The sequence below is a fragment of the Serratia nevei genome (assembly GCF_024160145.1).
GTDB classification, from domain to species: Bacteria; Pseudomonadota; Gammaproteobacteria; order Enterobacterales; family Enterobacteriaceae; genus Serratia; species Serratia nevei_A.
Window position 1 is genome coordinate 18009 of record NZ_JAMYWQ010000005.1, and the last position, 21115, is coordinate 39123.

Annotated in this window: 16 protein-coding genes; 11 read left to right on the forward strand and 5 right to left on the reverse strand. The window is 62.8% G+C overall.

Going from position 1 to position 21115, the window contains the following annotated elements; all coding sequences use genetic code 11:
• Positions 1-154: 154 nt before the first annotated feature.
• The 4 genes from cydD (at position 155) to infA (ending at position 4742) form a co-directional block, all read left to right on the forward strand.
• A complete protein-coding gene (gene cydD / locus M6G53_RS05640; RefSeq protein ID WP_253329646.1) occupies positions 155-1921 on the forward strand; it encodes a heme ABC transporter permease/ATP-binding protein CydD in 1767 nt (588 codons plus the stop codon).
• 2 nt (positions 1922-1923) lie between these two features.
• Positions 1924-3663 carry a heme ABC transporter ATP-binding protein/permease CydC gene (gene cydC / locus M6G53_RS05645; RefSeq protein ID WP_253329648.1) on the forward strand — a complete coding sequence of 580 codons (1740 nt, stop codon included), beginning with the start codon at positions 1924-1926 and terminating at the stop codon, positions 3661-3663.
• A 29-nt stretch (positions 3664-3692) separates the two neighbouring features.
• Positions 3693-4418: a leucyl/phenylalanyl-tRNA--protein transferase gene (gene aat / locus M6G53_RS05650; RefSeq protein WP_253329650.1), complete on the forward strand. Its 726-nt coding sequence runs from the start codon at positions 3693-3695 to the stop codon at positions 4416-4418.
• 105 nt (positions 4419-4523) lie between these two features.
• Positions 4524-4742 (forward strand): translation initiation factor IF-1, encoded by a 219-nt coding sequence (gene infA / locus M6G53_RS05655; protein WP_002211347.1) that lies wholly within the window; start codon positions 4524-4526, stop codon positions 4740-4742.
• A gap of 204 nt (positions 4743-4946) precedes the next feature.
• Here infA and clpA read toward each other — a convergent pair whose 3' ends face one another.
• Both clpA and clpS read right to left on the reverse strand, forming a co-directional pair.
• Positions 4947-7226, reverse strand: a complete 2280-nt coding sequence (gene clpA / locus M6G53_RS05660) for an ATP-dependent Clp protease ATP-binding subunit ClpA (RefSeq protein WP_253329652.1) — start codon at positions 7224-7226, stop codon at positions 4947-4949.
• Positions 7227-7253: 27 nt separating this feature from the next.
• Positions 7254-7574 carry an ATP-dependent Clp protease adapter ClpS gene (clpS, locus tag M6G53_RS05665; protein WP_004928347.1) on the reverse strand — a complete coding sequence of 107 codons (321 nt, stop codon included), beginning with the start codon at positions 7572-7574 and terminating at the stop codon, positions 7254-7256.
• Positions 7575-7931: 357 nt separating this feature from the next.
• Between clpS and cspD the strand changes: the two genes are divergently transcribed.
• Positions 7932-8153, forward strand: a complete 222-nt coding sequence (gene cspD / locus M6G53_RS05670; RefSeq protein ID WP_004928349.1) for a cold shock-like protein CspD — start codon at positions 7932-7934, stop codon at positions 8151-8153.
• A gap of 87 nt (positions 8154-8240) precedes the next feature.
• Here cspD and macB read toward each other — a convergent pair whose 3' ends face one another.
• Together macB and macA are read right to left on the reverse strand one after the other, a co-directional pair.
• Positions 8241-10187, reverse strand: a complete 1947-nt coding sequence (macB, locus tag M6G53_RS05675; protein ID WP_253329655.1) for a macrolide ABC transporter ATP-binding protein/permease MacB — start codon at positions 10185-10187, stop codon at positions 8241-8243.
• A complete protein-coding gene (gene macA / locus M6G53_RS05680) occupies positions 10187-11302 on the reverse strand; it encodes a macrolide transporter subunit MacA (RefSeq protein WP_301286137.1) in 1116 nt (371 codons plus the stop codon). Before macA ends, macB begins: the two co-directional genes overlap by 1 nt.
• Before the next feature lie 194 nt (positions 11303-11496).
• Between macA and M6G53_RS05685 the strand changes: the two genes are divergently transcribed.
• A complete protein-coding gene (locus M6G53_RS05685; protein WP_253329657.1) occupies positions 11497-12450 on the forward strand; it encodes a VirK/YbjX family protein in 954 nt (317 codons plus the stop codon).
• A gap of 14 nt (positions 12451-12464) precedes the next feature.
• On the opposite strand, the gene M6G53_RS05690 is transcribed toward M6G53_RS05685, so the two are convergent.
• Positions 12465-14123: an ATP-dependent endonuclease gene (locus M6G53_RS05690; protein ID WP_253329659.1), complete on the reverse strand. Its 1659-nt coding sequence runs from the start codon at positions 14121-14123 to the stop codon at positions 12465-12467.
• A gap of 187 nt (positions 14124-14310) precedes the next feature.
• Between M6G53_RS05690 and M6G53_RS05695 the strand changes: the two genes are divergently transcribed.
• From M6G53_RS05695 to ltaE, 5 genes are all read left to right on the forward strand, one after another.
• Entirely contained in the window at positions 14311-15207 is an 897-nt protein-coding gene (locus M6G53_RS05695) for a LysO family transporter (protein WP_253329661.1), read from the forward strand.
• A 180-nt stretch (positions 15208-15387) separates the two neighbouring features.
• Positions 15388-17037, forward strand: a complete 1650-nt coding sequence (gene hcp / locus M6G53_RS05700; protein WP_253329663.1) for a hydroxylamine reductase — start codon at positions 15388-15390, stop codon at positions 17035-17037.
• 56 nt (positions 17038-17093) lie between these two features.
• Positions 17094-18095: an NADH oxidoreductase gene (gene hcr, locus M6G53_RS05705; RefSeq protein ID WP_253329665.1), complete on the forward strand. Its 1002-nt coding sequence runs from the start codon at positions 17094-17096 to the stop codon at positions 18093-18095.
• A gap of 199 nt (positions 18096-18294) precedes the next feature.
• Positions 18295-20016: a ubiquinone-dependent pyruvate dehydrogenase gene (gene poxB, locus M6G53_RS05710; RefSeq protein ID WP_253329667.1), complete on the forward strand. Its 1722-nt coding sequence runs from the start codon at positions 18295-18297 to the stop codon at positions 20014-20016.
• A gap of 75 nt (positions 20017-20091) precedes the next feature.
• Positions 20092-21108: a low-specificity L-threonine aldolase gene (gene ltaE, locus M6G53_RS05715; RefSeq protein WP_253329669.1), complete on the forward strand. Its 1017-nt coding sequence runs from the start codon at positions 20092-20094 to the stop codon at positions 21106-21108.
• Positions 21109-21115 lie beyond the last annotated feature (7 nt).

Here is a 21115-nt window from a genome sequence, read left to right on the forward strand (position 1 = left end):
CCATATTTGGCCGCTTTATTCTTTTCAGTCTGCCGGGTGACGAGGTAACATGAGACCTCGCTTGTTTGTCGCCGATTGCGTCAAACACTATTATTTAACAGTACGTTAACCCAGCCTGTAACAAACGGGCGCCGGCGACGCAGACGCATATCTGATGAAAAAAACCAGACAGCAACAGTTAACCCGTTGGCTTAAAACCCAGAGTTCGTTAGCGCAGCGTTGGCTGCGCCTTTCCATGCTGTTGGGGCTGTTCAGCGGCCTGCTGATCGTGGCTCAGGCCTGGCTGCTGGCCAGCCTGCTGCACGCTCTGATCATCGAACATACCCCGCGCGAACAGCTGCTCCCTTCGTTTATCTGGCTGGCCGCCGCGTTCGCGCTGCGGGCGCTGTTGAGCTGGCTGCGGGAACGGATCGGTTTCCTGTGTGGCCAGGTGATCCGTCAGCGTATGCGCCAACAGGTGCTGGATAAGCTGCAACAGCTCGGTCCGGCCTGGATCCAGGGCAAACCGGCCGGCAGTTGGGCCAGCATCATCGTCGAGCAGATCGAGGATATGCAGGACTATTACTCGCGCTACCTGCCGCAGATGTATCTGGCGGTCTTCATCCCGCTGCTGATCCTGATCGCCGTTTTCCCGATCAACTGGGCCGCCGGCATCATTCTGCTGGCGACCGCGCCGCTGATCCCGCTGTTCATGGCGCTGGTCGGCATGGGGGCCGCCGATGCCAACCGCCGCAACTTCGTGGCGCTGGCGCGATTAAGCGGCAACTTCCTCGACCGCCTGCGCGGCCTGGACACCCTGCGGCTGTTCGACCGCGCGCAGGCCGAAACCGCGCAGATCGCCAAATCCTCCGAAGACTTCCGTAGCCGTACCATGGAAGTGCTGCGCATGGCCTTCCTCTCTTCCGGCGTGCTGGAGTTCTTCGCTTCGATTTCCATCGCCGTGGTGGCGGTGTACTTCGGCTTTTCTTACCTCGGCGAACTCAACTTCGGCAGTTACGGCCTTGGCGTCACGCTGTTTTCCGGTTTTCTGGTGTTGATTCTGGCGCCGGAGTTTTTCCAACCGCTGCGCGATCTCGGCACCTTCTACCATGCCAAGGCACAGGCGGTCGGCGCGGCGGAGGCGCTGGAAACCTTCCTCAGCGCCGAAGGCGAGCAGATGGGCAACGGCATGCGGCAACTGCCCGCCGGTCAACCGCTGACGCTCCAGGCGAACGAGCTGGAAATCCTGTCGCCGAACGGCGTGGTGCTGGCCGGGCCGCTGAGTTTCACCCTGCAACCGCAGCAGCGCGTGGCGCTGGTCGGGCTGAGCGGCGCCGGCAAAAGTTCGCTGCTCAACCTGCTGCTCGGCTTCCTGCCCTATCGCGGGTCATTGACCGTCAACGGCATCGAGCTGCGTGAACTGTCCGCCGAAACCTGGCGCCAGCAGCTGAGCTGGGTCGGCCAGAACCCGCATCTGCCGGCGCAAACCTTGCGCGCCAATATCCTGCTGGGGTGCCCGCAGGCCGACGAAGCGCAGCTGCAGCAGGCGGTGGAACACGCCTACGTCAGCGAACTGCTCCCCTATCTGCCGCAGGGGCTCGACACCGAAGTGGGCGACAACGCCGCCCGCCTGTCAGTCGGCCAGGCGCAGCGCGTGGCGGTTGCCCGGGCGCTGATCGGCCCGCGCCGCCTGCTGCTGCTGGATGAACCGGCTGCCAGCCTCGATGCCCACAGCGAACAGCGGGTGATGCAGGCGCTGAACGCGGCTTCGCATCAGCAAACCACCCTGCTGGTAACGCACCAGTTGGAAGATACCGAAGACTACGATCAGATTTGGGTGATGGATAACGGGCGCATCGTGCAACAGGGCGATTACGCCACCCTCAGCGCCCAGCCGGGCCTGTTTGCCACTCTGATCGCCCATCGCCGCGGGGAGCTTTGATCATGCGCGTTTTATTGCCGTTCTTGGCGTTGTACCGCCGCCATAGCCTGCTGATTGGCCTGGGCATCCTTTTGGCGATCGTCACCCTGCTGGCCAGCATCGGCCTGCTGACGCTCTCCGGCTGGTTCCTGGCCGCCTCGTCGCTGGCCGGATTGGCGGGCCTCCTGACCTTCAACTACATGCTGCCGGCCGCCGGCGTGCGCGGCGCGGCAATCTTCCGCACCGCCGGGCGCTATGCCGAGCGCGTAGTCAGCCACGACGCCACCTTCCGCGTGCTGTCGCACCTGCGGGTGTTCACCTTCAGCAAGATCCTGCCGCTCACGCCGGGCGGCATCGCCCGCTTCCGCCAGGCCGACCTGCTCAACCGCCTGGTGGCGGACGTAGACACGCTGGATCATCTTTATCTGCGGGTGATCTCGCCGTTGATCGGTGCGGCAGTGGTGATCCTGGTGGTCACCTACGGCCTGAGCTGGCTCGATCCTGCGCTCGCCCTGACGCTGGGCGGCATTCTGTTGCTGCTGTTGCTGCTGGTGCCGCCGGTATTCTATCGCGCCGGCAAACCGATCGGCGGCCAGCTCACCGCTCTGCGCGGCCAATACCGCACCGACCTGACCGCCTGGCTGCAGGGGCAGGCGGAGCTGGTGGTGTTCGGCGCCGTCAACGACTTCCGCCAGACGCTGAACGCCACCGAACAGCGGTGGCAACGCCGTCAGTGGCAGCAGGCTTCGCTGAGCGGCAAGGCGCAGGCGCTGATGATCTTCGCCAGCGGGCTGACGGTAACGCTGCTGCTGTGGCTGACCGCCGCCGGCGTCGGCGGCGATACCCAGCCCGGTGCGCTGATTGCGCTGTTTGTCTTCGCCGCGCTGGCGTCGTTCGAAGCGCTGATGCCGGTCGCCGGCGCCTTCCAGCACCTCGGCCAGGTGATCGCCTCCGCCACGCGGGTCAAACAGATCATCGATCGCCAGCCGGAAGTGACCTTCCCGGCCACCGGCCCGGCCGCTGCCGCCCGGGCTCAGCTTAGCCTGCAGCAGCTGAACTTCACCTACCCCGACCAGCCGCAGCCGGTGCTGCGCGACGTCACGCTCGAGGTCGCGGCCGGCGAACACATCGCCTTGCTCGGCCGCACCGGCTGCGGCAAGTCCACCCTGTTGCAGCTGCTGACCCGCGCCTGGCGCACCGACGGCGGAAAAATTCTGCTCAACGGCGAGCCCCTCGAGGATTATGATGAAACCACGCTGCGCCGGATGACCACGGTCGTCAGCCAGCGGGTGCATATCTTCAGCGATACGCTGCGGGAAAACCTGCGGCTGGCCGCGCCGGATGCCGACGACGCTCGCCTGCGCGAAGTGCTGCAGCAGGTCGGGCTGGGCAAGCTGCTGGACAGCGACGGCGGGCTGAACGCCTGGCTGGGCGAAGGCGGCCGCCAGTTGTCCGGCGGCGAGCAGCGCCGCCTGGGCATCGCCCGCGCGCTGTTGCACCCTGCCCCGCTGCTGCTGCTCGACGAACCCACCGAAGGGCTGGACGCCGAGACCGAACAGCAGATCCTGGCGCTGCTGCGCCGACATTGTCAGGGCAAGACGCTGATCCTGGTGACCCACCGCCTGTACGGCCTGGAGCATCTCGACCGCATTTGCGTGATGGACGACGGCCAGATTGTCGAACAGGGCGATCACGCCACCCTGATGCGCCGGCAGGGGCGCTATGCCCGCTTTCGCAACCGTATCAGCAACCTGGCGCCGTAATCGGCCCGTAGAGGACGCAGAGACCCTGTATGCGCATCGTTAAGCTCTCCCCACAGTCGTTGGCATTTCCCTCGCCTGAGGGCGCCCTGCGCGATCCCAACGGCCTGCTGGCGATCGGCGGCGACCTAACGGCGCCGCGGCTGCTGGCAGCCTACGAGCGCGGCATTTTCCCCTGGTATTCGCCAGGGGAAGCGATTCTGTGGTGGTCACCCGATCCGCGTGCGGTGCTGTTCCCGGCCGAGTTTCATCTCAACCGCAGCCTGAAACGCTTTTTGCGCCACGATCCGTTTCGCATCACGCTCAATCACGATTTCGCCGCGGTGATCGCCGCCTGCGCCCACCGGCCGGACGAAGGCACCTGGATCGGCCCGGAGGTGCAGCGCGCCTATCAGCATCTGCATCGTCTCGGTTACGCGCACTCGGTGGAGGTATGGCAGGAGGATCAGCTGGTTGGCGGCATGTATGGCGTGGCACAGGGCGCATTGTTCTGCGGCGAATCGATGTTCAGCCGCGTCGCCAACGCCTCCAAATGCGCATTGATGGCCTTTTGCCGCCATTTTGCCGCTTATGGCGGGGAATTGATTGACTGCCAGGTGCTGAACGCTCACACTGCCCGCCTTGGCGCGCGTGAAATTCCGCGCCGTCAATTTTTGCAGCAGCTCAGCACCCTTCAACGGCAGCCATTGGCGCCGGCGTGCTGGGAGCCGCAAGTCATATCCCCACAGCCGGTTGAACCGCCCTCCCCAGCAAACTAATTGGTGGAAACGGTGCAATGTTCACCGACACATCTTTACATAATGGGGGTTTTTCGGCATTATCTTGCCGGTTAAAAACTAAGGTAGTTAGACCTAGAGGATTCGATGGCCAAAGAAGACAATATTGAAATGCAGGGCACCGTTCTTGATACGCTGCCGAACACCATGTTCCGCGTTGAATTGGAAAACGGGCACGTGGTAACCGCACACATCTCCGGTAAAATGCGTAAAAACTATATCCGCATCCTGACGGGCGACAAAGTCACTGTAGAGCTGACCCCGTACGACCTGAGCAAAGGCCGCATTGTCTTCCGTAGCCGTTAATCGGCTCATCGCGCGCCACACGCTGGCGGCATCGAGGATGTAATCCCTCGGGAGCCCTTTCCGTTTACCCCCGCAGCGACGTTACACAACGGGTTGCAGGTGCGCAGGTAAACTGAGAGGGCTCACTCGTTTCTGTTGTACGGTGAATCTCACCCATAAAAAAAGCGATGCCGAAGCATCGCTTTTTCTTTGCCTGAAGCAGCCTTAGTGCACCGCGCCCTCGTCCGCCTTGCGCTTGGCGGCGCTGAGGAAGTGGTAGGTCAGCTGTTTCTTGTCCTTGTCCAGCTCGACCTTCACGGAACCGCCGTCCACCAGCGAACCGAACAGCAGTTCGTTGGCCAACGGTTTCTTCAGGTTTTCCTGCATGACGCGCGCCATCGGGCGAGCGCCCATCGCACGGTCGTAGCCCTTCACCGACAGCCAGTCGCGCGCTTCGTCGCTCACTTCCAGCGAGACGCCCTTCGCATCCAGCTGCGCCTGCAGTTCGACGATAAACTTGTCGACCACCTGCTGGATCACCTCGGTAGACAGATGGTTGAACCAGATGATGTTGTCCAGACGGTTGCGGAACTCCGGCGTAAACACCTTCTTGATCTCTTCCATCGCGTCGGTGCTGTTGTCCTGTTGCACCAGGCCGATCGATTTGCGTTCGGTTTCCCGCACCCCGGCGTTGGTGGTCATCACCAGGATCACGTTGCGGAAGTCCGCCTTGCGGCCGTTGTTGTCGGTCAGCGTCCCGTTGTCCATCACCTGCAGCAGCAGGTTGAACACGTCCGGGTGCGCCTTCTCGATCTCATCGAGCAGCACCACCGCATGCGGATGCTTGATTACCGCATCGGTCAACAGCCCGCCCTGATCGTAACCGACATAGCCCGGAGGCGCGCCGATCAGACGACTGACGGTATGCCGCTCCATGTACTCGGACATGTCGAAACGCAGCAGCTCGATATCCATCGCCTTGGCCAACTGTACGGTGACCTCGGTTTTCCCGACCCCGGTCGGCCCGGCGAACAGGAAGGAACCGACCGGCTTGCGCTCGTGCCCCAGACCGGCGCGGCTCATCTTGATAGCTTCTGTCAACGCTTCGATCGCCTGATCCTGGCCGAATACCAACATCTTCAAACGATCGCCCAGGTTTCTCAGCACGTCGCGATCGCTGGCCGACACAGTTTTCTCCGGGATGCGGGCGATGCGCGCCACCACGGATTCGATATCGGCCACGTTGACGGTTTTCTTGCGCTTGCTGGCCGGCATCAACCGGCTGCGGGCGCCCGCCTCGTCGATCACGTCGATCGCCTTGTCCGGCAGATGACGATCGTTGATGTATTTCACCGACAGGTCCACCGCGGCGCGGATCGCCTTGGCGGTATAACGCACGTCGTGGTGCGCTTCATACTTGGCCTTCAGGCCGTTGATGATCTGCACGGTCTCTTCCGCCGTCGGCTCGGTGATGTCGATCTTCTGGAAACGGCGCGCCAGGGCGCGATCCTTTTCGAAGATATTGCTGAACTCCTGGTAGGTGGTCGAGCCGATCACCCGGATCTTGCCGCTCGACAGCAGCGGCTTGATCAGGTTGGCGGCATCCACCTGCCCACCGGAAGCCGCGCCGGCGCCGATGATGGTGTGAATTTCATCGATGAACAGGATGCTGTTCTGATCCTGCTCCAGCTGTTTGAGCAGTGCCTTGAAGCGCTTCTCGAAGTCGCCGCGGTATTTGGTGCCGGCCAGCAGTGAACCGATATCCAGCGAATACAGCGTGCAGTCCGCCATCACTTCCGGCACGTCGCCCTGCACGATACGCCAGGCCAGGCCTTCGGCGATGGCGGTCTTGCCGACGCCGGATTCGCCGACCAGCAGCGGGTTGTTTTTACGACGGCGGCACAGCACCTGAATCGCGCGCTCCAGCTCACGATCGCGGCCGATCAACGGATCGATGCCGCCCACACGGGCCAACTGATTGAGGTTGGTGGTGAAGTTTTCCATACGGTCTTCCCCTCCGGACTGCTCTTCGTTCACCGGGTTTTCCGCATTCGGCGCTTGGCCCGGCTCGTCTTTACGCGTGCCATGTGAAATGAAGTTCACCACGTCGAGACGGCTGACGTCGTGTTTGCGCAGCAGATAGGCCGCCTGCGACTCCTGCTCGCTGAAGATGGCTACCAACACGTTGGCGCCGGACACTTCGCTGCGGCCGGAAGATTGCACATGGAAGACCGCGCGCTGCAACACGCGCTGGAAGCTGAGCGTCGGCTGAGTGTCGCGCTCTTCTTCGCCGGCGGGCAGCGTCGGTGTGGTTTGTTCGATGAAGGCTTCCAGCTCCTGGCGCAACGCGGCCAGATCCACCGTACATGCCTCAAGCGCTTCTCGCGCGGCAGGGTTGCTCAGCAATGCCAGCAACAGGTGCTCCACGGTCATAAACTCGTGTCTGTGCTCACGCGCCCTGGCGAAAGCCATGTTGAGACTGAGTTCCAGTTCTTGATTGAGCATAAGCACCTCCCCAATAGATTGCCTTATTCAGGCTTTTTCCAGCGTACAAAGCAACGGATGCTCGTTCTCCCTTGCGTACCGGTTCACATGGACGACTTTGGTTTCCGCCACCTCGGCGGTAAAAACACCACAGATCGCCTTGCCTTGATAGTGGACCGTGAGCATCAGTTGCGTTGCGCGTTCAATATCATAAGAAAAGAACTTTTGCAGAACGTCAATCACAAATTCCATCGGTGTGTAATCGTCGTTGTTAAGTATAACTTTATACATAGACGGCGGTTTTACCGCATCGATTTGTTTTTCTTCGGCCAAGTGTTCAAAGTTTAGCCAGTCGTTGTTATTGCCCATCGCTGCTCATCTTCTCTGCTCTGCCCTCTTATATGGGGGCAGGTTTCGGTTATTCAAAGTGGGGGATAGTTACTATTTTATCATCTTCGGCATCGTCCCGCCGCACTGTAACGTGCGCAAAAAAACGGGCCAATTGTGACTGAATCGTGGCAATAGCGTTACCTGCTTCAAACTTTGATGAACTGCCCCCCGCCGACAAAAGCCGATCCCTTGACGCCCCGATCATTTGCTCTAGAGTGTAAATTCGTGGCTGGTGGTCTTTTAACCACCCTTTGTCCACCCTGCTACCCGCCTCCCGGCGGGTGCGAAATCAGTTATTCATCTCACTTAAAATAGCGTTGCGAGGGATGTAAAAGCATGGAGACGGGTACTGTTAAATGGTTTAACAACGCCAAAGGTTTTGGTTTCATCTGCCCAGCCGGCGGTGGCGAAGATATTTTCGCGCATTATTCCACCATCAAAATGGATGGTTACAGAACGTTGAAGGCGGGTCAGCAGGTCAGCTTCGACGTGCATCAAGGGCCAAAAGGGAACCATGCCAGTCTTATTGTGCCGGTGGAAAGCGAGGCACTGTCCTAAACGCTTCCGGGAGCGTCACGCTGCACTGACCGTGACTGCGATAAAAATGCCAGCCGCCGTGTGACTGGCATTTTTTATGCCTGTGAGTTACTCGCGCGCCAACGCATCGATCGGATTCAGCCGCGCGGCATTGCGCGCCGGCAGATAGCCGAACACCACGCCGATACCGGTGGAACAGAGGAACGCGCTCAGCAACGCCGCCGGCGGGAAGCTGATCTGCCAGCCCGGCAATACCAGCTGCACCGCCAGGCCGATGGCAAACGACAGCGTAATCCCCAGCGCCCCCCCCACCAGGCAGACCAACACCGCCTCGATCAGGAACTGCTGCAACACGTCGCCGGAACGGGCGCCCACCGCCATGCGGATGCCGATCTCGCGCGTGCGTTCGGTCACCGACACCAGCATGATGTTCATCACGCCGATACCGCCGACCACCAGCGAAATCACCGCCACCAGCGTCAGGAACAGCTGCAGCGTGCGGGTGGTTTTCTCGGCGGTTTGCACCAGGCTGTCCATGTTATAGGTGAAGAAGTCCTTCTTGCCGTGGCGTAGCGTCAACAGGCGCGACAGCTGCTGTTCCGCTTCCTTGCTGTCGTAGCCGTCCCGGATGCGCACGGTGATCGAATCGAAATAATTGTTGCCCATCAGCCGGTTGGCCATGGTGCTGTAAGGCACCCACACGTTCAGCGTCTTGCTGCTGCCGAACATCGACTGCTTCTCCTTGGCCACGCCGACCACCGTCGCCGGCATGTTGCCCACCAGGATCACCTCGCCCACCACATTTTTCTGGTGCGGGAACAGCCGCCGCTGGGTATTGGCGTCGATCACCACCGTCTGCGCCTGCGACTGCACCTGCAGCGGATCGATGCCGACGCCCTGGGTAAAGCTCATGCCGTACACGCGGAAGAACTGCTCGCTGACGCCGTTGACGTTGGCCGCCGCGTCGACGTTGCCCAAGCGCAGCCGCATGCTGCTGCTGATGCTCGGCGACAGCGCGCTGATATACGGTTGTTCGCGCAGCGCATCGAGATCGCCGTATTTCAACGATTGCCGGTAGGTCGGATCGTCATCGCCGAAGTCCTTGCCGGGATAGATATCGACGGTGTTGGTGCCGATGGATTTGATGTCCGCCAGCACCATCTGCTTCGCGGCATCGCCGATCACCAGGATAGACACTACCGAGGCGATGCCGATAATGATGCCAAGCATGGTCAGCGCGGTGCGCATCTTGTTGGCCGCCATCGCGCGCCAGGCCATCACCAGCGCCTCGCGGAAGCGGCCGCCCATCTGCCGCCAGGAAGCCGCCGCGGCGGCCAGCGCCAGCGGCTTGGCCTGCGCATTCTCCTGTGGCGCCGGACGCGAGTCGGCGATGATCTCGCCGTCGCGGATCTCGATGATCCGCTCCGCCTGACGCGCCACCGCCGGATCGTGGGTCACCAGGATCACCGTGTGGCCCTGGGTGCACAGCTGTTTGAGGATCGCCATCACTTCTTCACCGGAATGGCTGTCGAGCGCGCCGGTCGGTTCATCCGCCAGGATCACCTGCCCGCCGTTCATCAGCGCGCGGGCAATGCTGACGCGCTGCTGCTGGCCACCGGAAAGCTGGCTCGGCCGGTAGTTAACGCGCTCCCCCAACCCCAGACGCCGCAACAGCGTCTCCGCCCGTTCGCGCCGCGCCGCTTTGCCCAGCCCGGCGTACACCGCCGGCACTTCGACGTTGTGCGCCGCGCTCAGGTGCGGCAGCAGATGATAGCGCTGAAAGATAAAGCCGAAATGCTCGCGCCGCAGCTGTGCCAGCGCATCGTCGCTCAGCGTCGCCACATCCTGCCCGGCCACCCGATACACGCCGGCGCTCGGCTTATCCAGACAGCCGAGAATGTTCATCAGCGTCGATTTCCCGGAGCCGGAGGCCCCCATGATCGCCACCATTTCACCGGCGTCAATGCTCAGGCTGATCCCCTTCAGCACCTCCACCGTCTGCTCGCCGGAACGGTAGCTGCGGCGAATGCCGCTCAGTTGCAACAGCGCCGCCATCAGCCGGCCTCCACGCCGCCGCGGCTGACGATCACCTCATCGCCCGCCTTAAGCCCGCTGAGGATCTGCACCTCGATATTATTGCGCAGGCCGATAGCCACCTCGCGCTTCTCTTCCTTGCCCTGTTTCAGCACCGAGACGTGGTAGCGATTGTCGGCAATCTGATCGCCCAGTGCCGCCAGCGGGATCACCAGCGCCTGCTCGACGCCGGCCAGCTGAATATGCACCTGCGCCGTCATTTGCAAGCGCAGCAGCCTTTCCGGGTTGGGCACTTCGAAGCGCGCGTAATAGAAGATGGCGTTGTTGACCTTTTCCGGCGTCGGCTGAATGTCTTTCAACACGCCGTCGAAGCGCCGGGTCGGATCGCCCAGCACCGTGAACCAGGCCTTCTGACCCGGTTTGAGGTTAATGACGTCGGCCTCCGATACCTGCGCCTTCACCAGCATGGTGCCAAGATCCGCCAACGTCAGAATGTTCGGCGCCTGCTGGGCTGCGATCACCGTCTGGCCCTGCAGCGTGGTGATCTGCACCACGTCGCCATCCATCGGCGCTTCAATACGGGTGTAGGCGAGGTTGATCTTGGCGGTATCCAGGCTGGCCTGGTTCCGCGCGATCTGCGCATTGATGGTGCCCACCTGCGCCTTCTTCACCGCCAGCTGCGTCGCCGCCTGATCCAGATCCTGGCGCGATACCGCCTGCAGCTTGGCCAGCGCCTGGTTGCGCTGCAGCGTGACCGTCGCCAGCTGCTGCTCGGCCTGCGCCTGCAGCAGTTGCGCATGCAGTTCGCGCAGCGTCGCCTCGCCTTCGCGAATGCTGTTCTGCGCCTGTTGCGGATCGATAACCCCCAGCAACTGGCCTTTCTTCACCTTGTCGCCGATCTCGACATACAGCTTCTCCAACTGCCCACTGACCTGCGCGCCGACGTCAACCTTACGCACCGCGTCCAGTTGGCCAGTCGCCAACACGTTCTGCTGCAGATCGCGCTTGCTGACTTTCACCGTTTTGAAATCGGTTGGCGCCGGATGGCGAAAGTGCCAAACGGCCGCGGCGGCAAGCGCCGCAATCACCGCCAGAGCGAGTATCCAGCGGCGTTTATGTCCTTTAAACCCTGTCAAAATTGACCTGCCTGTGCTTGTGAATATCGACCGCCCATTGCGGCGGCGGTGCTAAATTAGCACGCACCGCAGTGAATAACTAAACCTTAGCTCAACACAATGTGGAGACACGCTTGGTTACAGTTCGGCATTGAACTCCCGTTTAGTGAAGCCTTGATGAAATAGCGCCATTCAACATAGCCAAGGATTTCATCATGTCACAGCTCAGCTACCCACTCGCCTCCGCTCAGCCGCTTAACGGCTGGCAACTGATGACGGCGCTGATCAATGGCGAAACGGCGCCGAGCAATGCCTGGAAAAAGACCTCGTTTCGCCTGAAGTTTCTCGGCCGTTCGCTGCTCAACTGGCGCACCACTCACGGCCTGCTCAGCGCCCTGGCCAGCAACCCGCTGCGGGAGGAGATCCTGAGCGCGCAGCCGAACCTGCCGTGCAAACTGCATCGCCCGTACCTGGCGGCAAACATGAGCAAGATCGAAGGCCTGTTCGCCCTGCGCGATCATTACGATCTTATCGTGCAGCGCATGCCGCTGAAGATGCGTCTCGGCCACCTCGGCCCGCAGCCTTTCGTGCTGGCCAGCGCGATGGGCAAGAACGAAGCGCCGATCGCGCTGGAGCTGGCGGCGATCGACAAGCTGAATAAGGAAGGGGAAACCACGCTGCTGCTGCGCAACGCCAACGGCGTGATGCTGGCGGAGATCACCTTTGCGCTGATGCATTATCAGCAACAGCCGACGCTGTTCATCGGCGGCCTGCAGGGCGCGAACCACGACGTGCCGCACGCCGAGATCCAGCACACGACCAAAGAGTGTCACGGCCTGTTCCCCAAACGGCTGGTGCTGGAAGGCATCTGCACGCTGGCGCGGCACCTCGGCATCCGCCAGATCGTGGCGGTCGGCAACGCCACCCATATCTATCAGAACTGGCGTTACCAGAGTAAGAAGAAGGACAAGCTGCACGCCGATTACGATCAGTTCTGGCTGTCGATGGGCGCCGAACCACTCGACAGCGGCTATTTCCTGCTGCCCGAGCGCATCGCCCGCAAGCCGATCGAAGAGATTGCCAGCAAGAAGCGCGCCGAGTATCGCCGCCGCTATCAGTTGTTGGACGAGCTGGAACAGGGATTGGCGGCGCATTTCTGCGCCCGATAACGCCCGGCGGGCCGTCAGTCCGCCCGGCCGCGCGCCAGCCAGATCACCCGTGAGAACATTTTCTTCAACAGCGGCGGCACCGAATCCGTGCCCCATTCGCCGGCCTGCATCGCGACCTCGATCGCCAGATCCGGCTTCGACGAGTGGTGGACCGCTTTCAGGATCACCTTGCGCACCGGCATCTGCGCGTTGAGCGGCACCGACGCCATCCGGTGATAAACCGGGCCGAACCCTTCGCGGAACATGAAGTGCTCCATGTCCGGCGCCGGCAGCGCGGTCAGCCGGTCGCGTTCATTGTCTTCATGATTGTCCAGCAGGCTGCGCACGGTATTGGCGTACTTTTTGCCCGCCTCGTCGCCGTCCACCAGCGCATGCCACTCGATGCCCATGCGGCGGGCAAAGCGCAGCAGCGGCTTCAGGCCGCACTGGGCGAATTCGATGACCCTCACCCCTTCCGCCTCGAAATGGTAGCCGCATTGGCGCGCCAGCTCGTTCAGCAGCCACACTTCGGTCTCACCTTCTACCAGCAGCCAGCAGCGGGCGAACAGTGACGACGGCCGGTTGAAACGGATGTGAAACGCGATGCGCCGCCCGTCTTCAGCACTCAGCCCGCGCGGCCCGAGACGGAAGGTCGCGACCCGCCCCGACTCGCGCACCAGCCGGCAGACGTGCTCCACCGGCACCAGCGACACCAGTTCGCTGGAGTTGGTGGTGGTGATGCGCTGCAGCGGCAGCTGATTGAGCAGCCCCCAGGCCACCGACAGCATGATCGGATGCAGGCGAGTTTCCGGGTCTTCCACCAGCAGCAGCGGCCGGGCATGCGGATCCAGCTTGACGTCGCCCTTGGCCTGCAACAGGGTGGAAAACATCCCGAGCAGGATCAGGCGCATACTGCGGCTGTTCGGCTCAGCCACCATGCGGTTGATGCCGTCCAGCGCACGCCAGGCATCCTGCTCCGGTTCGCCGCCGCGGCGGCGCGGCCGCGCCACCTGCGAACTCTGTTCGGCGAAGTAGTGCTCCAGCAGCTGCTGCATGGCCGCCAGGCCCTGGCGCAGCTCACCGTTGGTCAGCTTCTGCGGATTGCGCACCAGCTCGCGCGTCAGCTGATCCAGCTGCTGCGCCAGCGCCTGGGTATCGGGTTTGCGCTCATCACCGAGGCTGCTGGGGCGCAGGCGGCGAATAAAGCGCGCGTCGCGCAGGCGCAACACCGGGTGGATGCGGATAATCGCGTGGGCCAACTGTTCGATATGGTGCAGCTGAAAGGCGTTGCCGTCGGCGTCGAGAAAACCGCGCCAGGTACACACCGTGCCATCGTCGGCCAGCTCGCCCTCGCAGCGGTAATGAATGCGGCTCAGGCCATCTTCGCCCTTGACCCACAGCGGCGTCAGGTGACGATAGCGCGGCAGGTGCGCGTGGCCGACGTCTTTTTCGCAGAAGGTGAACACCACCTGCAGGTGGCGCTCTTTGGCTGCCTCTTCACCAGGGGGGAAATGGAAGTCGTGCGCCTCAAACCGATACAGCTTCAGCTCCGGCGCCAGCAGCAGCGTCAGCGCATCCAGCAGGCTGGATTTACCCCAGGCGTTTTCGCCGAGCAACAGCGTGTTGTCGTCCAGCATCAGGGACAGCCGATTAATACCGCGAAAACCTACAATTTCGATACGCTCCAAGAACATCCGCCGCCTCCCGTGCGCGCCGTCGCCTCTTCAATGAGGTGACCTTCACAGAGCATGGTCAAAAAACCCCTTGCAGGTCAAGCGGCCAACGTTAAATCTGCCGCTTTACTCCGGCCGGGCTTTTGGTTAGCGTGTGCTCCTTGCCGCCGTTCGGCGCGCTTCAAAACTCAAGGACACAAGCTGCACCATGTACTCAGGACTGTTGATTATTCTGTTACCGCTGATTGTCGGTTACCTCATTCCCTTACGCCATCGCCCGCTGCTGGTGCTGATCAACCGGCTGCTGAGCTGGATGGTGTACGTGATCCTGTTTTTCATGGGCATCAGCCTGGCGTTTATGGAAAATCTCAGCAGCAACCTGGTGCTGATCTTCCAGTACAGCGCGGTGTTCTTCTTCTGCATTCTCTGCGCCAACCTGCTGTTGCTGGCGCTGCTGGAGCGGCGCATGCCGTGGCGCAGCAGCCATAAACAGGAAAAGCTGCCTTCGCGCGTGCACATGGCGCTGGAGTCGCTCAAGCTGTGCGGCGTGGTGCTCGGCGGCTTCCTGCTCGGCCTGACGCAGTGGCAATGGCTGCAGTTCGCCCATAAAGGCAGCGAATATGCGCTGATCTTCCTGCTGTTGCTGGTCGGTATTCAGCTGCGCAACAGCGGCATGACGCTGCGCCAGATCGTGCTCAACCGCCGCGGCACGCTGGTGGCGTTGGTGGTGACCGTCGCGTCGCTGGCCGGAGGCGCGCTGGCGGCGCAGCTGCTGGGGCTGCCGGTCAAGGCCGGGCTGGCGATGGCCTCCGGCTTCGGCTGGTATTCGCTGTCGGGCATTCTGATCACCGACGCCTACGGCCCGGTGATGGGCAGCGCCGCGTTCTTCAACGATCTGGCGCGCGAGCTGGTGGCGATCATGCTGATCCCGACGCTGGTGCGCCGCAGCCGCTCCACCGCCCTCGGCCTGTGCGGCGCCACCTCGATGGACTTCACCCTGCCGGTGCTGCAGCGCAGCGGCGGGCTGGACATGGTGCCCCCCGCCATCGTGCACGGCTTCCTGCTGAGCCTGCTGGCGCCGGTGCTGATCGCCCTGTTCTCCTGATCCTTTCCCCTGGGGGCCGCCCGGCCCCCAAAGCGTAATAATTCCCATCCGCACGGCAAAATTGCGCTAAATCAAACTTGCCCGCAGTAGTCGCACAAAAGCCTTTTGCAACCCCGATCGCCGATCTATGCTTTTAAACAAGCATTACAAATGCAACTTTAAAAATACAAGGAAGCGACTATGTTCTGTGTGCAATGTGAACAAACCATCCGTACCCCGGCAGGCAACGGCTGCGCGTATGCCCAGGGCATGTGCGGCAAAACGGCGGAAACCTCCGATCTGCAGGATCTGCTGGTGGCGGCGCTGCAGGGGCTCTCCGCCTGGGCGCTGCAGGCGCGTTCGCTGGGCATCGTCGACCACGAGATCGACAGCTTCGCCCCGCGCGCCTTCTTCTCCACCCTGACCAACGTTAACTTCGACTCTCAGCGCATCATCGGCTACGCGCGCGAAACCCTGCTGCTGCGCGATTCGCTGGCCGCCCGTTGCCGGCTGCTGGACGCCGGCGTACGCGTCGATCACCCGATGGCGGCGCTGCAGCTGGCCGGTGACGATATGCCTGCGCTGCTGCAACAGGCAGCGCAGTTTGCCCTCGACAGCGACAAGGCCGAGGTAGGCGACGACGTCCACGGGTTGCGCATGCTGTGCCTGTACGGCCTGAAAGGCGCGGCAGCCTATATGGAACACGCGCACGTGCTCGGCCAGTTCGACGAGCAACTCTATGCCGACTACCACGCCTTTATGGCCTGGCTCGGCACCCGGCCGCGCGACGTCGACACCCTGCTGAACAACGCCATGGGCATCGGCAAGATGAACTTCAACGTGATGGCGATCCTCGATCGCGGCGAAACCCAGGCCTACGGCGATCCGCAGCCCAACGCGGTCAACGTGCGCCCGGTGGCCGGGAAAGCCATTCTGATCTCCGGCCACGATCTGAAAGATCTGCGCATGCTGCTCGAGCAAACCGCAGGGCAAAACGTCAACGTCTACACCCACGGTGAAATGCTGCCGGCGCACGGCTATCCGGAGCTGAAAAAATTCAAGCATCTGGTGGGTAACTACGGCAGCGGCTGGCAGAACCAACAGACGGAATTCGCCAAATTCCCTGGCCCGATCGTGATGACCTCCAACTGCATCATCGATCCGAATGTCGGCAGCTACGGCGATCGCATCTGGACACGCAGCATCGTCGGCTGGCCGGGCGTCAACCATCTGGAAGGCGACGACTTCGGCGCCGTGATCCGCCAGGCGCAGGGCATGAACGGCTTCCCTTATACCGAGATCGAGCACCTGATCACCGTCGGCTTCGGCCGCCAGACGCTGCTGAACGCCGCCGACACGCTGATCGATCTGGTGTCGCAGAAAAAACTGCGCCACGTCTTCCTGGTCGGCGGCTGCGACGGTAGCCGCGACGAGCGCAGCTACTTCACCGACTTCGCCCGCAGCGTGCCGCAAGACTGCCTGATCATGACGCTGGCCTGCGGCAAGTACCGTTTCAACAAGCTGGACTTCGGCACGCTGGAAGGGCTGCCGCGCCTGCTGGACGTCGGCCAGTGCAACGATGCCTACTCCGCCATCATGCTGGCGGTCAAGCTGGCCGACACGCTCGGCTGCAGCGTCAACGAGCTGCCGCTCAGCCTGGTGCTGTCCTGGTTTGAACAGAAGGCGATCGTCATTCTGTTGACGCTGCTGTCGCTGGGGGTGAAAAACATCGTCACCGGCCCGACCGCGCCGGGCTTCCTGACCGACAACCTGATGGCGATCCTCAACGAGAAATTCGGCCTGCGTCCGATCACCACCGTCGAGCAGGATATAGAAGCGCTGCTCGCCTGATGCCGTTACGTTATGGGGCCGCCTGCGCCGGCCCCTTTGCTTTTTGAGGTGCCCCGATGACTCAACCCACCCCGCTTTGCCCGAACCGCATGCAGGTGCATTCCATCCGGCGTGAAACCGCCGACGTCTGGACGCTGAACCTGATCTGCGACGTTTTCTACCCCTATCAGGCGGGCCAGTTTGCGCTGGTCAGCATCCGCAACAGCGAGGAGACGCTGCGCGCCTATACGCTCTCCTCCTCGCCCGGCCAGAGCCGCTTTCTCAGCATCAGCGTGCGCTGCCTGCCGGACGGCGTCGGATCGCGTTGGCTGACGCAAGAGGTCAAGCCCGGCAACACGCTGTGGCTGTCCGACGCGCAGGGCGAGTTCAGCTGCGAGCGCCACCCGGCCGATCGTTATCTGATGCTGGCCGCCGGCTGCGGCGTGACGCCGATCGTCTCGATGTGCCGCTGGCTGACCGCCAACCGTCCGGCCTGCGATATCGCCGTGATCTTTAACGTGCGCACCCCCGCCGACACGATTTTCGCCGATCAATGGCGCGCGCTGTGCGCCGCCCATCCGCAGCTGCACCTGACGCTGATGGCCGAGCGGGATCTGCAACCCGGCTATCTCAGCGGCCGCATCGATGAACAGACGCTGCGGCAGGCGGCGCCGGATATCGCCGAACGCACGGTGATGACCTGCGGCCCTGCGCCCTACATGGAACAGGTGGAGCAGCTGTGCCGCCGGCTCGGCGTGCCGGCCGAGCGTTTCCATAAAGAGCAGTTCCACACGCCGGTGGCGCAGGCCGATGCCACCGAAGGGCTGACGCTGCGCGCCGCCCGCCCGCTGCGCGAATTCCGCGTGCCGGTCGGCAGCACGCTGCTGGCGGCGATGGAGGCCAATGCCCTGCCGGTCAACGCCGCCTGCCGCGCCGGGGTGTGCGGCTCGTGCAAAACCCGCATCCTCGAGGGCAACTACACCACCACCAGCACCATGACGCTGAGCGCGGAAGAGGTCGCGCAAGGCTACGTACTGGCCTGCAGTTGCCGGCTGCAGGGCGACGTCACATTGGCGTGATCCCCAGGCCCCATCGCCGCGATGGGGCATTTATCGGCAAGTTCCCCCATCCCCGCCCGGTTACACTTTCCTCCGTCCTACGCTCTTTACCCTTCCTGACCGCATCTCGTCCACAGCCGGTAAGCTATGCTTGCAGTTGTTCTGCTGCCACTCACCGGATCGAGTACACATCGTTTTTCAAACCATGTTTGGGGGAACCATGAAGCAAACCGTAGCCACACTGATCGCCAAAACGCTGGATCAAGCCGGCGTAAAACGCATTTGGGGCGTGACCGGCGATTCGCTTAACGGCCTGAGCGACAGCCTGCACCGCATGGGCACCATCGAATGGCTGGGCACCCGCCATGAAGAGGTGGCCGCCTTCGCCGCCGGCGCCGAAGCTCAGCTCACCGGCCAGCTGGCGGTGTGCGCCGGTTCCTGCGGCCCCGGCAACCTGCACCTGATCAACGGGCTGTTCGACTGCCACCGCAACCATGTGCCGGTGCTGGCGATCGCCGCACACATTCCTTCCAGCGAAATCGGCAGCGGCTACTTCCAGGAAACGCATCCGCAGGAGCTGTTCCGCGAATGCAGCCACTATTGCGAGCTGGTTTCCAACCCGGAGCAGCTGCCGCGCGTGCTGGAGATCGCCATGCGCAAGGCGATCCTCAACCGCGGCGTCTCGGTGGTGGTCTTGCCGGGCGACGTGGCGCTGCGCATGGCGCCGGAAGACGCGACCCTGACCTGGCATACCCCGGCGCTGCCGCTGGTGCAGCCGCCGATGAGCGAGCTGAACAAGCTGGCGGAGACGCTGAATCAGGCGAAGAACATCACCCTGATGTGCGGCAGCGGCTGCGCCGGCGCGCACGATGAGGTGGTCAAGCTGGCCGAACTGCTGCAGGCGCCGGTGGTGCACGCGCTGCGCGGCAAAGAGCATATCGAATGGGATAACCCGTACAGCGTCGGCATGACCGGGCTGATCGGCTTCGCCTCCGGCTACCACGCGATGATGAACGCCGACACGCTGGTGCTGCTCGGCACCCAGTTCCCCTACCGCGCGTTCTACCCCACCAACGCCAACATCATTCAGATCGACATCAACCCCGGCAGCATCGGCGCGCACTGCCCGGTCAACATGGCGCTGGTGGGCGATATCCACACCACCCTCACCGCCCTGCTGCCGCAGCTGGAGCCCAAGCGCGACCGGGCGTTCCTCGACAAGGCGCTGGAGCATTACCGCAACGCGCGCAAGGATCTCGACGGGCTGGCGACCGCCAACGACGACCAGCCGATCCACCCGCAGTATCTGGCGCAGCAGCTCAGCCAGTACGCCAGCGACGACGCCATCTTCACCTGCGACGTCGGCACGCCGACGGTGTGGGCCGCCCGCTACGTGAAAATGAACGGCAAGCGTCGCCTGCTTGGTTCGTTCAACCACGGCTCGATGGCCAACGCCATGCCGCAGGCGATCGGCGCCCAGGCCACCGCGCCGGATAAACAGGTGATCGCCATGTGCGGCGACGGCGGTTTCACCATGCTGATGGGGGATTTCCTGTCGTTGGCGCAGCTCAAGCTGCCGGTGAAGATCGTGGTGTTCAACAACAGCGTGTTGGGGTTCGTGGCGATGGAGATGAAGGCCGGCGGCTACCTGACCGACGGCACCGACCTGCATAACCCGGACTTCGCGGCGATCGCCAACGCCGCCGGCATCAAGGGCATCCGCGTGGAAAAAGCCTCGGATCTGGACGACGCGCTGCAGGAGATGTTGGCGCACCCCGGCCCGGCGCTGCTGGACGTGGTCACCGCCAAGCAAGAGCTGGCGATGCCGCCGCAGATCAAGTTCGAACAGGCGAAAGGCTTCAGCCTGTACATGCTGCGCGCCATCATCAACGGCCGCGGCGACGAAGTGGTCGAGCTGGCGAAAACCAACTGGCTTCGCTAAGCAAGCTGCCCCCGGTAAAATAAGGGTATATGATGCCATGTACCCTTTTCCTCTCCCTTACATTCCAGGAACCCTATGCTTATCGATCTACGCAGCGACACCGTCACCCGCCCCAGCGCCGCCATGCGCCAGGCGATGGCTCAGGCAGAGGTCGGCGACGACGTCTACGGCGATGACCCGACGGTCAACGCGCTGGAGGCCGAGGCGGTGCGCCTGTCGGGCAAAGAAGCGGCGCTGTTTTTGCCCAGCGGCACCCAGGCCAACCTGGTGGCGCTGCTGAGCCACTGCCAGCGCGGCGACGAGTATCTGGTCGGCCAACAGGCGCACAACTATAAATACGAGGCCGGCGGCGCGGCGGTGCTGGGCAGCATCCAGCCGCAGCCGATCGAGGCCGACGCGGACGGCACGCTGCCGCTGGACAAGCTCGCCGCCGCCATCAAACCCGACGATATCCACTTCGCCCGCACCCGGCTGCTAAGCCTGGAAAACACCATCAGCGGCCGAGTTCTGCCGCAGGCCTACCTGCAGCAGGCATGGCAGTTTACCCGCGAGCGGCAGCTGGCGCTGCATATCGACGGCGCGCGCATCTTCAACGCCGCCGTGGCGCTGAACCTGCCGTTGAAAGCGATCGTGCAATACTGCGACACCTTCACCCTTTGCCTGTCGAAAGGATTGGGCGCGCCGGTCGGATCGCTGCTGTGCGGCAGCGAGGCCTTCATTGGGCGCGCGCGGCGCTGGCGCAAGATGACCGGCGGCGGGCTGCGTCAGGCCGGCATCCTGGCGGCGGCCGGTCTTTACGCTTTGGAGCATAACGTCGCGCGGCTGCGCGAAGACCATGACAACGCGCTCTGGCTGGAGCAACAGCTGCGGCAGATCGGCGTGGAGATCGCCGAACCCGGTGCACAAACCAACGTGCTGTACCTGCGCCAATCACCGGCGCTGGCGGCCAAATTCGGCCCGTGGATGCACGAACGCGGCGTGCTGATCAGCAGCGGCCCGCTGACGCGCATTCTGACCCACCTCGACGTCAGCCGTCAGGATCTGCAGCGGGTGGTCGAGCTGTGGCGGGAGTTCCTCCAGCAGCACGCCTGATCGTCTG

Coding starts and splice junctions, on each gene's coding strand:
- cydD (WP_253329646.1), top strand. CDS start 155: ATGAAAAAAACCAGACAGCAACAGTTAACCCGTTGGCTTAAAACCCAG.
- cydC (WP_253329648.1), top strand. CDS start 1,924: ATGCGCGTTTTATTGCCGTTCTTGGCGTTGTACCGCCGCCATAGCCTG.
- aat (WP_253329650.1), top strand. CDS start 3,693: ATGCGCATCGTTAAGCTCTCCCCACAGTCGTTGGCATTTCCCTCGCCT.
- infA (WP_002211347.1), top strand. CDS start 4,524: ATGGCCAAAGAAGACAATATTGAAATGCAGGGCACCGTTCTTGATACG.
- clpA (WP_253329652.1), bottom strand. CDS start 7,226: ATGCTCAATCAAGAACTGGAACTCAGTCTCAACATGGCTTTCGCCAGG.
- clpS (WP_004928347.1), bottom strand. CDS start 7,574: ATGGGCAATAACAACGACTGGCTAAACTTTGAACACTTGGCCGAAGAA.
- cspD (WP_004928349.1), top strand. CDS start 7,932: ATGGAGACGGGTACTGTTAAATGGTTTAACAACGCCAAAGGTTTTGGT.
- macB (WP_253329655.1), bottom strand. CDS start 10,187: ATGGCGGCGCTGTTGCAACTGAGCGGCATTCGCCGCAGCTACCGTTCC.
- M6G53_RS05685 (WP_253329657.1), top strand. CDS start 11,497: ATGTCACAGCTCAGCTACCCACTCGCCTCCGCTCAGCCGCTTAACGGC.
- M6G53_RS05690 (WP_253329659.1), bottom strand. CDS start 14,123: ATGTTCTTGGAGCGTATCGAAATTGTAGGTTTTCGCGGTATTAATCGG.
- M6G53_RS05695 (WP_253329661.1), top strand. CDS start 14,311: ATGTACTCAGGACTGTTGATTATTCTGTTACCGCTGATTGTCGGTTAC.
- hcp (WP_253329663.1), top strand. CDS start 15,388: ATGTTCTGTGTGCAATGTGAACAAACCATCCGTACCCCGGCAGGCAAC.
- hcr (WP_253329665.1), top strand. CDS start 17,094: ATGACTCAACCCACCCCGCTTTGCCCGAACCGCATGCAGGTGCATTCC.
- poxB (WP_253329667.1), top strand. CDS start 18,295: ATGAAGCAAACCGTAGCCACACTGATCGCCAAAACGCTGGATCAAGCC.
- ltaE (WP_253329669.1), top strand. CDS start 20,092: ATGCTTATCGATCTACGCAGCGACACCGTCACCCGCCCCAGCGCCGCC.